General features: G+C 73.1%; 14 protein-coding genes. 8 read left to right on the top strand and 6 right to left on the bottom strand.

Going from position 1 to position 14075, the window contains the following annotated elements:
* Positions 1-15: 15 nt before the first annotated feature.
* Both AB0J71_RS13950 and AB0J71_RS13945 read right to left on the bottom strand, forming a co-directional pair.
* On the bottom strand, positions 16-687 hold the full coding sequence (locus AB0J71_RS13950; protein ID WP_364414337.1) for a DUF4328 domain-containing protein: 672 nt from the start codon (positions 685-687) through the stop codon (positions 16-18).
* Between the two features lie 115 nt (positions 688-802).
* Positions 803-1450, bottom strand: coding sequence for a response regulator transcription factor (locus AB0J71_RS13945; RefSeq protein WP_352323489.1), 648 nt, complete (start codon positions 1448-1450; stop codon positions 803-805).
* Positions 1451-1541: 91 nt separating this feature from the next.
* On the opposite strand from AB0J71_RS13945, the gene AB0J71_RS13940 reads away from it, so the two are divergent.
* Both AB0J71_RS13940 and AB0J71_RS13935 read left to right on the top strand, forming a co-directional pair.
* Positions 1542-2219 carry an ABC transporter ATP-binding protein gene (locus AB0J71_RS13940; RefSeq protein WP_352323488.1) on the top strand — a complete coding sequence of 226 codons (678 nt, stop codon included), beginning with the start codon at positions 1542-1544 and terminating at the stop codon, positions 2217-2219.
* On the top strand, positions 2216-4153 hold the full coding sequence (locus AB0J71_RS13935; RefSeq protein ID WP_364392422.1) for an FtsX-like permease family protein: 1938 nt from the start codon (positions 2216-2218) through the stop codon (positions 4151-4153). Before AB0J71_RS13940 ends, AB0J71_RS13935 begins: the two co-directional genes overlap by 4 nt.
* 64 nt (positions 4154-4217) lie before the next feature.
* Here the strand turns inward: AB0J71_RS13935 and AB0J71_RS13930 are convergent, their stop codons facing one another.
* Entirely contained in the window at positions 4218-5219 is a 1002-nt protein-coding gene (locus AB0J71_RS13930; protein WP_352322458.1) for an LLM class F420-dependent oxidoreductase, read from the bottom strand.
* Between the two features lie 74 nt (positions 5220-5293).
* Here AB0J71_RS13930 and AB0J71_RS13925 point away from each other — a divergent pair, with 74 nt between their 5' ends.
* Complete coding sequence (locus AB0J71_RS13925) at positions 5294-6724, top strand: sulfatase (RefSeq protein ID WP_364414335.1); 1431 nt, start codon at positions 5294-5296, stop codon at positions 6722-6724.
* On the opposite strand, the gene AB0J71_RS13920 is transcribed toward AB0J71_RS13925, so the two are convergent.
* The gene (locus AB0J71_RS13920) at positions 6718-7398 is read right to left on the bottom strand and encodes an FCD domain-containing protein (RefSeq protein ID WP_352322456.1); all 681 of its coding nucleotides are present in this window, start codon (positions 7396-7398) and stop codon (positions 6718-6720) included. The genes AB0J71_RS13925 and AB0J71_RS13920 overlap by 7 nt on opposite strands.
* An 84-nt stretch (positions 7399-7482) precedes the next feature.
* On the opposite strand from AB0J71_RS13920, the gene AB0J71_RS13915 reads away from it, so the two are divergent.
* The 3 genes from AB0J71_RS13915 to AB0J71_RS13905 are packed head-to-tail and all read left to right on the top strand — an operon-like array spanning position 7483 to position 10200.
* Positions 7483-8214, top strand: coding sequence for a (Fe-S)-binding protein (locus AB0J71_RS13915; RefSeq protein WP_352322455.1), 732 nt, complete (start codon positions 7483-7485; stop codon positions 8212-8214).
* On the top strand, positions 8211-9608 hold the full coding sequence (locus tag AB0J71_RS13910; RefSeq protein ID WP_352322454.1) for a lactate utilization protein B: 1398 nt from the start codon (positions 8211-8213) through the stop codon (positions 9606-9608). Before AB0J71_RS13915 ends, AB0J71_RS13910 begins: the two co-directional genes overlap by 4 nt.
* Positions 9595-10200 (top strand): lactate utilization protein C, encoded by a 606-nt coding sequence (locus AB0J71_RS13905; protein ID WP_364414333.1) that lies wholly within the window; start codon positions 9595-9597, stop codon positions 10198-10200. The genes AB0J71_RS13910 and AB0J71_RS13905 overlap by 14 nt, the downstream gene beginning before the upstream one ends.
* Here the strand turns inward: AB0J71_RS13905 and AB0J71_RS13900 are convergent.
* Together AB0J71_RS13900 and AB0J71_RS13895 are read right to left on the bottom strand one after the other, a co-directional pair.
* A complete protein-coding gene (locus AB0J71_RS13900) occupies positions 10190-11200 on the bottom strand; it encodes a Vms1/Ankzf1 family peptidyl-tRNA hydrolase (protein ID WP_352322452.1) in 1011 nt (336 codons plus the stop codon). The genes AB0J71_RS13905 and AB0J71_RS13900 overlap by 11 nt on opposite strands.
* A gap of 3 nt (positions 11201-11203) precedes the next feature.
* Entirely contained in the window at positions 11204-11611 is a 408-nt protein-coding gene (locus tag AB0J71_RS13895; protein ID WP_364414331.1) for a DUF2795 domain-containing protein, read from the bottom strand.
* A gap of 76 nt (positions 11612-11687) precedes the next feature.
* Here AB0J71_RS13895 and AB0J71_RS13890 point away from each other — a divergent pair, with 76 nt between their 5' ends.
* Together AB0J71_RS13890 and AB0J71_RS13885 are read left to right on the top strand one after the other, a co-directional pair.
* The gene (locus tag AB0J71_RS13890) at positions 11688-12770 is read left to right on the top strand and encodes a GNAT family N-acetyltransferase (protein WP_364414329.1); all 1083 of its coding nucleotides are present in this window, start codon (positions 11688-11690) and stop codon (positions 12768-12770) included.
* 81 nt (positions 12771-12851) lie between these two features.
* Positions 12852-14027 (top strand): SAM-dependent methyltransferase, encoded by a 1176-nt coding sequence (locus tag AB0J71_RS13885; protein WP_352322450.1) that lies wholly within the window; start codon positions 12852-12854, stop codon positions 14025-14027.
* Positions 14028-14075 lie beyond the last annotated feature (48 nt).

Here is a 14075-nt window from a genome sequence, read left to right as displayed (position 1 = left end):
GGCGCGCGGCGGTCGTCAGCCGGTGTGGCCGAACGGGGCCGAGCCCTGGGCGGGCCGGCTGGTCAGCCGGGTCACGACCTCAGGGCCGGGCGCGGACTCGGCGACCGACGCGCGCAGCCGTCCGGCCACGTCGAGCCGCTGGACGCGGGTGACCTCGCGGACGGTGGCGGCGCACAGCAGGGCCGCCACCACCGCGCCGCCCAGCTCCAGCAACCCCACCCCGGTCAGCCCGTCGGAGGCGGACTCCAGCGGGAGGCGGACCGTGACCAGCGTCAGCATGCCCAGCCAGCTCAGCCACCACGCCGTCAGCAGCACCAGCCACCGCCCGCGCCGCCCGGACGGCGGCTTGGCCCGCCGCCAGATGTCGTCGACCAGCAGCGCGGGCGCGACCAGGTTGACGACGGGGATCAGCCAGGCGGCCGCGACCGGCCCGGTGGGGCTGGAACGGTCCTTCACCTGACGGGCGCGCACCAGCCAGGTCACGTAGGCGGCCCCGGCGGCGACGGAGGTGCCCGCGACCAGCATCATCAGCACCGCGAACGTCGTCACCGCCCCCACGACCGCCTCCGCCTGCGCCCCGTGGGGACGGCCGCCGAACGCGGCGAGCTGGACGGCGAGATGACGGCCGCGGGACCGCTCGAAGACCACGAGGGCGCCCAGGGAGAGGACCTGCGCGGCAAGCGTCACATATACGGCGGAAGCAGCTTTGGTTGGCGGTGCCTGGGCGTAGCGCACGATGTTCTCCCCCCGGGCCATGCGCTGAGGTTCTGACTCACTTGTATCCCGTCAGCACCGCTGTTAATCAGCTCACCACGCCGGATTCCCACGCCCAAGCCGCGATTCCCACCCGATTGCGGACACCGAGTTTCGCCTGGATGCTGCCCAGGTGCGTCTTCACCGTCGACAGCGACACGAACAGCTCGGCGGCCACCTCCTGGTTGGTGCGTCCCCTGGCCACCAGGCGCACGACGTCGAGCTCGCGGTCGGTCAGCGGGCCGTTCGGCGGCTCGGCCGCCCGCCTGGGCTGGGTCAGGTGCTGCAGCAGCCGTACGGTGACCGACGGCGACACCAGCGCGTCGCCCCCTGCGGCGGCCCTGACCGCCTCGATGAGCAGCGTGGGGCCGCTGTCCTTGAGCAGGAAGCCGGTGGCCCCGGCGCGCAGCGCGCCGTAGACGTACTCGTCGAGGTCGAAGGTGGTGACGATGACCACCCGCATCGGGTTCTCCACGCCCGGCCCGGCCAGCACGCGGGTCACCTCCAGTCCGTCGAGCTTGGGCATCCTGATGTCGAGCAGGCACACGTCCGGCCGCAGCCGCCTGGCCTCGGCCACGGCCTCGGCGCCGTCGGCCACGGCGGCCACGACCTCCATGTCCGGTTGAGCGTCCAAGATCATTTGGAAGCCGGTGCGCACCAGCTGCTGGTCGTCGGCGATGAGAACCCGAATAGTCACGGCTCAACTCTAAGGATCAGCCGTTCGGCCGAGGCCGAAATGGACGCACGGCCGATCCGCCGCCACCCCCCGCCGCGGAAGGGTGGAGCCCATGAACGACGTGCTTGTTGGACGAGCCCTGGCCAAGCGGTTCGGGCAGACGGTCGCCCTGGGCGGCGTGGACATCACGGTACGGGCGGGAGAGGCCGTGGCCATCATGGGCCCGAGCGGTTCCGGCAAGTCGACCCTCCTCCACTGCCTGGCCGGGATCATGAAGCCGGACGACGGCGAGGTCCACCTGCTGGGCCAGCGCATCGACGCCATGGGCGAGCGGCAGCGCAGCGCCCTGCGCCGCACCCGCTTCGGCTTCGTCTTCCAGTTCGGCCAGCTCCTGCCCGAGCTGCCCGCCGAGGAGAACGTGGCGCTGCCGCTCATGCTGGGCGGCGTGCCGCGCGCCCAGGCCGTACGGCAGGCCCGCGAGTGGTTCCCGCTGCTCGGCCTGCACCAGATGGAGACCCGGCGGCCCGGCGAGCTGTCCGGCGGCCAGGCCCAGCGCGTGGCCATCGCCAGGGCGCTGGTGAGCAAGCCCGCCGTGGTCTTCGCCGACGAGCCGACCGGCGCGCTCGACCAGCAGACCGGCCAGGACACCATGCGCCTGCTCACCGAGGCGACCAGGCACAACGGGGCCTGCCTGATCGTCGTCACGCACGACCCCAACGTGGCCGCCTGGTGCGACCGCACGGTCGAGGTCCGCGACGGCCGCCTGCTCGCCCACGGGGTGACCGCGTGAACCTCGACCTGACCTGGCGGCTGCTCAAGGGCGGCGGCCGCAGGGGCATGCTGGGCACCTGGCTCACCTTCGGCGCGGTCGCGGTGGCCACGGCGCTGCTGCTGTTCGCCGTCGCCGCGAACGTCGCCTTCGGCGCCAGGGCCGACCGCAGCGCCTGGCGCAACCCCGTGGCCGCGGCGCAGAAGGACGCGGTGGCCGTCGAGGCGAGCCGCTTCGACTACGTGGACGGCAAGACGATCACCGTCGTCGACCTGGCCGCGCTCAAGCCGGGGGCGCCCGCCCCGCCCGGCATGCCGCGCTTCCCGGCCCCCGGCGAGGTGTGGCTGTCGCCCGCCCTGTCCGAGCTGGCCGCCGACCTGCCCGCCGACCGGCTGGCCAAGCGTTACCCGGCGCCGAAGGGCGTGCTCGGCGAGGAGGCGCTGGTCCAGCCCGAGGAGCTGGTCGCGGTGGTCGGCCACGCGCCGGACGCGCCCGCGATGACCGCCGAGCGCAGCGACGACTGGATCCTCGGCAAGCCGCCGGTGAAGGTCGCGACCCTGGCCGGCACGCCCAGCGAGGACGCCGAGGCGTACCAGGTGCTGGCGCTGATCGCCAGCGTGCTCATGGTGGTGCCGCTGCTGGTGTTCGGCGGCGCGGCGGCCAGGCTCACGGTCGCCCGGCGCGACCAGCGGCTGGCCGCGCTCAGGCTGGTCGGCGCCACGCCGGGCCAGGTGGTCGGCATGACGGTGGCCGAGGCCGTGCTGGTGGCCTTCGCCGGCGCCCTGGCCGGGGCCGTCGCGTTCGGGGCGGCCGTGCCGCTGCTGGCGCGCATCCCGATCCAGGGCGGCACCTGGTTCGTCGCCGACCTGTTCCCGAACCTGCTGATCCTGGCCGGCGTGCTGGTCGCGGTGCCGCTGCTGGTGGGGCTGTCGGCGGTGGTCGGGCTGCGCCGGGTCGTGGTCAGCCCGCTCGGCGTGGCCAAGCGGGAGACGCCGCCCGGCATGCGGTTCGTCCGCGTGCTCGCGCTGCTCGCGGTGCTGGCCGTGTTCCCGCTGCTCACCAGGGGGACCAGCGTGGCGATCGTGGCCGTGGCGCTCGGGCTGGCGTTCCTGTGCCTGAACCTGGCCGGACCGTGGGTGGTCGGCCTCATCGGCAAGGTCGCGGCCGGGACCGCGCGCCGGCCCGCGCGGCTGCTGGCGGCCCGCAGGCTGGTGGATGACCCGCGCTCGGCCTGGCGGACCGTCAGCGGCGTGGCCCTGACCGGCTTCGTGGCCGGGTTCCTCGGCCTGCTCAGCCCCGGCGCGTTCGGCGGGGACGCCGGGCCCGCCCAGCTCAGCGTCGTGGCACCGGCGGGCGAGGCCTCGAAGGTAGCCGACCAGGCCCGCGACCGGCTCGCGGGAGCGGGCATCACGGCCACGGTGAAGACCGTCAAGCACACCGTGGTCGCGGCGCTCGGCAGCGGCGCCGACGACGTCGTGGTCGACCGGGCGCGCACCGCGCTGAGCGACCTCGTGCCGGGTCGCACCCCGACGACGAAGGCCGACGACCAGCGCTTCGGCCTGCAGATCCTGGCCGACGTGCGGGTGGGCACGATCGTGGTGCTGTCGGTGTCGTTCCTGGTGGCGATCGCCAGCGCGGGCATCACCGCGGCCTCGTCGGTGCTGGACCGGCGGCAGACGTACGCGCTGCTGCGGCTGGCGGGCACGCCCCTGGAGGTCCTGGACCGGGCCCGGCGGGCCGAGACGCTGATCCCGATGGCCGTGATGGGCGGCGGCGCGATCCTGGTGGGCGCGTTCTGCGCGATGCCGTTCATGATCGGCGGGGTGAGCACGAGCGGCGTGGTCACGCTGCTGGTCTGCGTGGGCGCCGGCTTCGCGGGCGTGATCGGCGCGGGCGCGCTGAGCAGGCCGCTGCTGCGCTCGGTGACCGACGACCCGGCGCCCCGGCCGGACTGACCGCCCGGCCGGACCCGGCCCGGTCCGGCACGGGTCAGCTCGGCACGGGTCAGCTCGGCACGGGTCAGCCGAGCACGAGGTCGCGGACCGTGCGCAGCGACTGCTCGTCGCGCGGTCCCATCACCAGCAGGCTGGTGACCGGGCTCTTGTGCCACAGGTCGAGCCGTTCCCTGATCCGGCCGGGCGGGCCGACGAGCGAGATGCCGTCGGCCAGCTCGTCGGGGATCGCCCGGAACGCCTCGTCCTTGCGGCCGGCCAGGTAGAGCGCCTGGATGTGCTCGGCCGCCGCGGCGAAGCCCATGCGGCCGATGATGTCGGCGTGGAAGTTGCGCTGCTTGGCGCCCATGCCGCCGATGTAGAGCGTGAGCATCATCTTGACGCCGTCGAGGGCGGCCCTGACGTCGTCGGAGATGACGACCATCACCATGGCGGCGATCTCGAAGCCGGGGTCGCGGCCGGCCAGCGCGTCGCCGTACATCTCCTCGATCTTGCCGGGGAAGGCGAACAGCGGCAGCCAGCCCTGCGCGACCTCGGCGGCCAGGGCGACGTTCTTGGGGCCCTCCGCGCCGAGATAGACGGGGATGTCGCGGCGCAGCGGGTGGGTGATGAGCTTGAGCGGCTTGCCCAGGCCGCCCGGCAGGGGCAGCGGGTAGTGGTCGCCGTCGCTGGTCACGGGCTCCTCGCGGCGCCACACGCGGCGCATGATCTCGACGTACTCGCGGGTCCTGGCCAGGGGCCTGGCGAACGGCTGCCCGTACCAGCCCTCCACGACCTGCGGGCCGGAGGCGCCGATGCCGAGCAGCAGCCGGCCGCCGGTCAGGTGGTCGAGCGTCATCGCGGTCATCGCGGTCGTGACCGGCGGGCGGGCCGAGATCTGCGCCACCGACGTGCCCAGCTTGATCCGGCTCGTACGCGCCCCGTACCAGGCCAGCGGGGTGAACACGTCGCTGCCGTACGCCTCGGCGGTCCACACCGAGTCGTAGCCGAGGCGTTCGGCGGCGAGGACGGTCTCCGTGGCGTCGTCGGCGTCGCGCTGCCAGTAGCCGAGGTTCAGGCCGAGCTTCATACGCACCTCCGGAATAAAGTTCCATTACCGAGGCCGCAGTGTCAATGCGTGATCTCCCGGGGAGATCAGACATTGTGCTCAAGAGTCTCTGCCGTCTCTTCTGCCTGCTGCTCCTGCTGTCGCCGGCGACCGAGCCGACGATGGCCGTGAGCGCCTCGCGGCCGAACATCGTGTTCGTGATGGCCGACGACCTGGAGAGCGGCACGCTGCCCCACTTCCCGGCCATCAGTTCGGAGCTGGTGGCGAAGGGCACTTCCTTCAGCCGCTTCTTCGTGACGAACTCCTGGTGCTGCCCGTCGCGCACGTCGATCCTGCGCTCCCAGTACGTCCACAGCCACGGCGTCCTGACCAACACCGCCCCCGAAGGGGGGTTCGACCGCTTCCACTCCCTCGATCTGGAACGTTCCACGATCGGCACCTGGATGCAGCAGGCCGGCTACCGCACCGCGCTGATGGGCAAGTTCCTCAACCACTATCCCGGCGCCACCGCCGACGCCGCCTACGTGCCGCCCGGCTGGGACGAATGGGACGTCCCGGTCCGCAAGCTCTACGAGGAGTACGGCTACCGCCTCAACGAGAACGGCGACCTGTACGACTACGGCTGGTCGGAGGAGGACTACCTGTCCGACGTGCTGGCCGACAAGGCCCGCGACTTCATCACCGGCGCCGACGAGCCGTTCTTCCTCTACCTGACGCCCATCGGCCCGCACAACCCGGCCAACCCGGCGGTCCGGCACGTCGCCGACCTGCCCGAGGTCACCGCGCCGCGCACGCCTTCGTTCAACCAGGCCGACGTGAGCAAGGAGCCGCTGTGGCTGAGCTCCCTGCCCTCGCTGACGCAGGAGGACATCGACCGGGTCGACGAGCGCCACCGCAGGCGGCTGCGGTCGATGCTGGGCGTCGACGACCTGGTCCGCTCGGTGATCGAGGCGCTGCAGGCGTCCGGCAAGCTCGACAACACCTACATCATCTTCACCTCCGACAACGGCTTCCATCTCGGCACCCACCGGCTGGCGCAGGGCAAGACGACGCCGTTCGAGGAGGCGATCAAGGTTCCGTTCGTGGTGCGCGGGCCGGGGATCCGGGCGGGGGCCACGATCGGGCAGCTCGGCGCGACCGTGGACATCGCGCCGACGATCGCCGAGCTGGGCGGGGCCGCCGTGCCGGCGTTCAGCGAGGGGCGCTCGCTGGTGCCGCTGCTGCGCGGCAGCCCGCCCGCCCAGTGGCGCAAGAACGTGCTGGTCGAGTTCAACAGGCCGGTCAACCGGTCGTCGGCGGCCCAGACCCCGGTGCCCTCCTACCAGGCGCTGCGCACCGAGCGCTACACCTACGTCAGGTACGACACGGGGGAGCGGCAGCTCTACGACCTGGCCGCCGACCCGTACCAGCTCGACAACCTCGCGGCCACCGCCGACCCGGCGCTGCTGGCCGGCCTCGACGCCCGGCTCCAGGCGATGCGGGCCTGCTCGGGGGCGGGCTGCCGGGAGGCCGACGCGCGTCAGTGACCGGGGAACAGGGCGGGGTAGGCGTGCGCCAGGTGGTCGGTCACCGCCTGCTGGGCCTCCTCCGGGTCGCCCGCCGCGACGGCCGCGCGGATGCGCTCGTGGTCGGCGCGCAGCACGGAAAGGTCGCCGAGGCGTTCGACCGCTTCGATGGCGTTCCTGCGCATCGCGTCCCGGAGTGAGCGCATGATGGCGGCGATGAGCCGGTTGCCCGAGGCGTCCGCGATCGCGCAGTGGAAGGCGGTGTCGTGCTCCACGAACTCCTCCGCCGTGGCCGCCCGGTCCATGCCCTCGATCGCGGCGGCCAGCTCCGCCGTGCCGGCCCGGGTCGCCGCCGCGTGCGCGGCCGACCAGCGTTCGATCATCAGCCGGGCGTCGACGACCTCGCGCTGCTCCAGGGTGGCCAGGCCCAGGTTGAGCCGGAGCAGGTCGGTGAGCGCCGTGTCGGGCCGCGAGGTCAGTACGGCTCCCGCGTCCGGACCCCGTCCCACCTGCGAGGACACCACGCCCAGGGTCTCCAGGACGCGCAGCGCCTCCCGTACGGACGAGCGGCCGACGCCCAGTTGCTCGGCGAGCTGACGTTCGCCGGGCAGCCGGTCGCCCACGGTCAGGCCGTCCTCGGCGATGCGCCGTTCGATCTGGGCGAGCACGTCCTCGAACGCCCGTGTGCGTTTCACCGATGCCTCCCCGGTGCTGGCCCGGAACTGTGGGGTTAGGTATGGTCTGACCATACAGTGGTCGGACCATTCGTTGGGAGAGTCGTGCGAGTCGCCCTGTTCATCACGTGCGTGAACGACACGCTCTTCCCGGGCACCGGCAAGGCCGTCGTGTCGCTGCTGCGCAGGCTGGGCTGCGACGTGGACTTCCCCGTCGCCCAGACGTGCTGCGGGCAGATGCACGTCAACACCGGTTACCGGGCGGAGGGCGTGCGGCTGGCCAGGAAGTTCACCGAGGTGTTCGCCGGGTACGACGCCGTCGTGGCGCCGTCGGGGTCGTGCGCGGCCATGGTGCGCGAGCAGTACCCGAAGCTGGTGCGGCCGGGCAGCAGGGGCGCGGCGGCCGTGGCCGAGGTCGTGCCCAAGGTGTACGAGCTGAGCGAGTTCCTGCTGGACGTCCTGAAAGTCGACGACGTTGGCGCATATTTCCCGCACCGGGTGACATATCACCCGACGTGCCATTCGCTGCGCGGGCTGCATCTGGGCGACCGGCCCACCCGGCTGCTACGGAAGGTCCGAGGTCTGGAGCTCGTGCCGCTGCCGGGCGCGGAGGAGTGCTGCGGCTTCGGCGGCACGTTCGCGGTCAAGAACCCGGCGGTGTCGGCCGCCATGGGGGCCGACAAGGTGCGCGGCATCCTCGACACGGGCGCCGAGGTGATCTGCGCGGCCGACAACTCCTGCCTGATGCACATCGGCGGCACCCTGAGCCGCCAGAAGACGGGGGTCAGGACGATGCACCTGGCGGAGATCCTCGCAGCCACGGAGGAGACCCGATGAGCGCGACATTCCTCGGCATGCCCGGAAATTTCCCAAAAAATGCGGCGAAGGCCGTGGAGGATTCGCAACTGCGGTTCAACCTCCGGAAAGCCACCCACACCATTCGCGGCAAGCGCGCCGGCGTCGTCGGCGAGCTGCCCGACTGGGCCGAGCTGCGCGCGGCCGGCAAGGCCGTCAAGGATCACACGCTCCGCCACCTCGACCGTTACCTCCTCCAGCTGGAGGAGGCCGTGCGGCGGGCGGGCGGCACCGTCCACTGGGCCAGGGACGCCGAGGAGGCCAACCGCATCGTCGGCGACCTGGTCGCGGCCACCGGCGAGACCGAGGTGGTCAAGGTCAAGTCGATGGCCACCCAGGAGATCGGGCTCAACGAGGCGCTGGCCCGGCGCGGCATCACCGCGTACGAGACGGACCTGGCCGAGCTGATCGTGCAGCTCGGGGACGACTTCCCCAGCCACATCCTGGTGCCCGCGATCCACCGCAACCGGTCGGAGATCCGCGAGATCTTCCTCGACCGCATGCCCGGCGTGCCCGACGGCCTGACCGACGAACCGCCCGCCCTGGCCGAGGCCGCCCGGCTCCACCTGCGCGAACGCTTCCTCAGGAGCAAGGTCGCCGTCTCCGGGGCGAACTTCATGATCGCCGAGACCGGCACGCTGGTCGTGCTGGAGTCGGAGGGCAACGGCCGCATGTGCCTGACCCTCCCCGAGACGCTCATCAGCGTCGTCGGCATCGAGAAGCTGCTGCCGACCTGGCGGGATCTGGAGGTCTTCCTCCAGCTTCTTCCGCGCAGCTCCACAGGTGAGCGGATGAATCCGTACACCAGCACGTGGACCGGCGCCACCGAGGGCCAGGACTTCCACCTGGTGCTGCTCGACAACGGCCGCACCGACGTGCTCGCCGACGAGGTGGGCCGCCAGGCGCTGCGCTGCATCCGCTGCTCGGCCTGCCTGAACGTGTGCCCGGTCTACGAACGCGCGGGCGGCCACGCATACGGCTCGGTCTACCCCGGGCCGATCGGGGCCATCCTCACCCCGCAGCTCAGGGGCATGTCCTCGGACCTGGACGCCTCGCTGCCGTTCGCCTCCAGCCTGTGCGGGGCCTGCCTGGAGGTCTGCCCGGTGGCCATCGACATCCCCGAGGTGCTGGTGGACCTGCGGGCCAGGGCGCCGCACGCGGCGGCCGAGCGCGCGGGCATGAAGGCCGCCGGCTGGGTGCTGGACGACCAGGCCCGGCTGGCCAGGGCCCAGCGGCTGGCCGCCCGGCTGCGCAGGCTGGTGCCCAGACGGCGGCTGCCCGGCCCGCTGGCGGCCTGGACCGACACCCGGGACGTGCCCGACATCCCGGAAGAATCCTTCAGAGACTGGTGGGAGCGGAACGATGGGCGCGCGTGAGGAAATCCTGGCCAAGGTCAGGAAGGCGGTGGCGGACGCGCCCGAGACGGAGGTCGTCCGGCACTACCGCACCCGCCCGGACGTGGACGACGTGGTGGGCCTGTTCGCCGAGCGGGTGCGCGACTACCGGGCCGTCGTGCACGTGCTGCCCGACGCGGACGTGCCCGGCAAGCTGGCCGAGCTGGCCGCCGGCCGCCGCATGATCGTCCCGGACGGCTTCGCCTGGGCGGCCCCGAGCAGCCCGGACGCCGGCGCCGACCGGCGCTGGGACACCCTCGACGCCGCCGACGGGGTGATCACCGCCTGCGCGGTGGCCATAGCCGAGACCGGGACCATCGTCCTGGACCACGGGCCCGGCCAGGGCGCCAGGGCGCAGACGCTGATCCCCGACCACCACGTGTGCGTCGTGCGGGCCGACCAAATCGTGGCGGGCGTGCCCGAGGCGGTGGCCAGGCTCGACCCAGCCCGCCCGCTCACCTGGATCAGCGGCCCGTCGGCGACCAGCGACATCGAGCTGAACCGGGTCGAGGGCGTGCACGGCCCGCGGACCCTCGAAGTGATCATCAGCACGTCCAGGGTGGTCAGTACCTGAGGACGGCCGCCACGTCCTGCACGTCGTCGGTGAACCACAGTTCGGCGTCCGTCATGGCGGCGGCCCTGACCACGGCCGAGTCCGCGCGTTCCTCGACGGGCTGCTCGACGCCCCAGCGCCGCAGCTCGCCCTGGTCGGTGGAGAGCTGGGTGCCGCCTTCGCCGGTCCACACGGTCCGGTCGAGCTGGGCGGGCATGAGCACCGCGTGCACCCTGCCCTCGCGCAGGGCGTGCGCGACCTGGGACAGGCCGGCCGGGCCCGAGGACTCGCGGTGGCGGTCGAGCAGCTCGGCGCGGCGGCGTTCGAGCCAGTCGTCCAGCGCGCGCTCGACGTCGGCCTCGAACTGGCCGTGGTCGGAGCGGCTGCCGTGCTCGACCATCATCACCCGGTCGGCGGACTTGGTGCTGAGATGTTGCAGCAGGTAGGAGCGTGACTTCGGCTCGCCGGCCACGATGATCAGCTCGGCGCCGATCCTGCGTACCTGCTCGTCGATCTCGCGGGCGACGGCGACCGCGTTCTTCTCCCACGTCTCCTCGGCGCCCCGCTCGTACCGCTTCTGCGACCAGCCGCCCTGGGCGGTCTTCTGCAGCGGCCAGTCGGCCGCCGCCACGGTGGTCGTGCGCGGCGCGCCGCCGCCGAACACCGACAGCTCGGCCCCGGCGTGGTCCACGATGACCCGCAGGTGCGGCACGTTCTCGCCGCGCTGCCTCAGCATCGGCGTGACGTGCGGCAGCGGCGACACGGTCGCCATCTCGTACGGCGCCCGCGCCAGCGGCTCGGCCAGCACCACCGCGCCGTGCGTGGCGAACAGCGCCTGGCCCGGAGCCGGCCGGTTGGCGGCCACCTCCAGGGCGTCGATGGTCTCGGGGTCGGTCCCGTCGAGCTGGTCACGCACGCTGTGCCAGTGCGTCTCCCGCTGCGGCTCGGTGAGCGCGCCCAGGTAGACCGAGGCGTACGGGCCGCGCCGCTCGTACAGCGGCCTGATGAAGTCGAGACGCACAGGTCACCACCTCCGCTCTTCCATGCCGAGGCCGAGCGCCTTGGCCACGTCGGCGATGTTCACAAAACGGCGGTCGGGAAGGGATCGCACCATGTCGGCCACCTGGTCGGGGGCGTCCACGTCCTCGGCGTGCTGGAGCAGGTCGTCCTTGGAGGCGGGCCAAGGGGTGTCGCTGAGCCATTTGGCCAGGTCGCTGCGGATGTCGACGCCGCGCTGGGTGATGCCATGGGGGGTGCCGGGCTCGTGTCCCGGGGGGTACGACTGCCCTGACTCCTCGCCGGGCCCGGGCATGGACTCGGTCTCCTTCCACTCCTCGGCGTGCGTGCTGCCGCCGCCGCGGACCATGCCCTCGGTCTCGTGCTTCTGCTGATCGTCCAGGCGCGGACCGTGCTTGTCGCTCCCACGTTCCATAGTTCCCTCACTCCTCTCGAATCGGCCCCTACCCCCGCTTTCGTGGGCAAACATCGTGAGTGTGTAGGGTGCGCACGTGTTCGATCCCGATGCGCACATCGCCGCCGCACGGCTCGTGCTGCGGCCGTTCGACCCCCGTGACGCCGCCCGCGTGCGGTCGGTGGTGGAGACGGTGGAGCCCGGCGACCGTTTCCTCCCGCCGGGCGCGCCCGTCCACGCCTCCGGCGTCGGCCAGTGGCTCGCGCACGGCGTGCACGAGCTGTACCGCTCGCAGCAGGGCCTGCACCTGGCCATGACCGAGGCCGACGACCGCATCGTGGGCGCCATCAGCCTGTTCAGGACGTCGTGGACGGCGGGCACCACCGAGGTCGGCTACGGCGTCCACCCGGCGTACCGGGGCCGCGGCTACGCCACCGAGGCCGTCCGCGCCCTGACCGCCTGGGTGTTCGCCACCACCGCCCTGCGCAGGGTGGACCTCACCGCGAACCTGGACAACCCGGCCTCCCTGCGCGTCGCGCTGAAAGCGGGCTTCACCTGGGAAGGCGTGCTGCGCGCCGCCGTGCTGGAGGAGGACGGCCCGCACGACCTGGTCGTCCTCGGCCTGCTGCGCGAGGACTCCGGCGAGCCCGCCCTGCCGAAGACCGAGCTGCGCACGCCCCGGCTGCTGCTGCGGCAGCCCGTCCCCGCCGACGTGCCCGGCCTGGCCGCCACCGGCGCCGACCCGCTCACCCAGGCCAGGACCGGCGTACCGCGCGACTACACCGAGGAGCACGCCCGCGCGTTCGTCGACATCTGCGAACGGATGCGGATGAGGGGCGCGGGCATCGCGTTCACCGTGGAGGAGTTCACCACCACCCGTTTCGTGGCCAACGTGGACCTCAGGGACCTCGACTGGCGCAACGGCACGGCCGAGGTCGGCTACATGACCGCGCCCTGGGCCCGCGGCCGGGGCTACGCGGGCGAGGCCGTGACCGCGATCGCCCGCTGGCTGTTCGAGCGCCACGGCTTCCGCCGGCTGCAACTGCGGGCCGCGGTGTCGAACCCGGCATCGCAACGCGTGGCGGAGAAGGCCGGCTTCACCCGCGAGGGCGTGGCCCGCGCCGCCCTCGACGGCGAGGACCTGATCGTCTACAGCCTGGTCCCGTCCGACCTGGCCTGAGGGCACAGCGGACTGGCCTCGACGGCCCATGGTGAAACCCGGCGGGAACCGTCACCCTGGGGGTGAGGACGGTGAGGCTGAATGATCACGGTTGTCGGCTGGGACGGGGTCGAGCTGCCGGCCGGGGCCGCGGGCAGGCTGCGTGAGGCGGAGCTCGTCGTGGGCCCCGCCGCCATTCTCGGCCGGCTCGGGGTCGACGGACGCGCCGCCGACGACGGCGACCTGCTCCAGGCGCTCGACGGCCATCTCGGCCCGGACCGGGGCCCGGCCGTCGTGGTCGCCGAGGGCGATCCCGGCTTCTTCGGAGTCGTCCGCACCTTACGGGCGCACGGCCTGCGGCCGGACGTCCTGCCGGCCACCTCGCTGATCAGCCGCGCCTTCGCCTGCGCCGGGCTCAACTGGGAGGACGCCCTCGTCGTCGCCCCCTCCGGCCCCGGCCGGCTCGCCCGCGTGGTGAACGCCTGCCGCGCCCACCCCAAGGTCGCGCTGCTCGTCGCGCCCGGCGTCGGCCCCGCCGAGATCGCCAGGGAGCTGGCGCCGACCACGCCGCGCGCCCTGATCGTCTTCGAGGATCTCGGCGGCCCCGGACAGCGCGTCACGCACAGCCGCATGGGCGAGGCCACCACCCGGCCCTGGAAGGACCCCGACGTGGTCCTCGTCATCGACCCGCTGCACCGGCCCGGGAAGCCCGGCTGGGTGGCCGGGGCGCAACCCGGCCCGGCGGAGTGGGCGCTGCCGTGGGAGAGCGGGATGCCCGCCGAGGTGCGGGCGTTCGTCCTGGCCAAGCTGGGTCCCCGGCTCGGCGACCTGGTCTGGGACGTCGGCGCGGGCGAGGGCGGGATCGCCGTCGAGTGCGCCAGGCTGGGCGCGGCCGTCGTGGCGGTCGAAGGCGACCAGGCCGCCTGCGCGCGGCTGCGGGCCAACGTGCTGGCCCACGGCGTCAAGGTCGCCCTGACCAGGGGACAGGCGCCGGCCGCGCTCGAACCGCTGCCCGACCCCGACGCCGTCTTCGTCGGCGGGGGCGGCGACGACGTGGTCGCGGCGTGCGCCGCCCGCGGCCCCCGCGCGCTGGTGTGCGCGCTCGGCACGGCCGAGCGGGCGGTGGCCGTGCTGGAGCTGCTGCGCGAGCTCGGTTACCGCGGCGAGGGCACGCGGATCCAGGCGTCCGCGCTGACGTCCGGCGCCGGCGGTTCCCCCCGCCTGACCGCCGCGGATCCCGTCTTCGTCGTGCACGCCAGACCCGCGCACGCAGCGTGACCTGTCCCCCACGGGCACGTATCGGTTATCCTCGCGTGACTTTGTCTA

This window comes from Nonomuraea sp. NPDC049637, from assembly GCF_040675235.1.
Classification (GTDB): domain Bacteria; phylum Actinomycetota; class Actinomycetes; order Streptosporangiales; family Streptosporangiaceae; genus Nonomuraea.
This window is presented reverse-complemented; position numbering and strand designations above follow the sequence as displayed.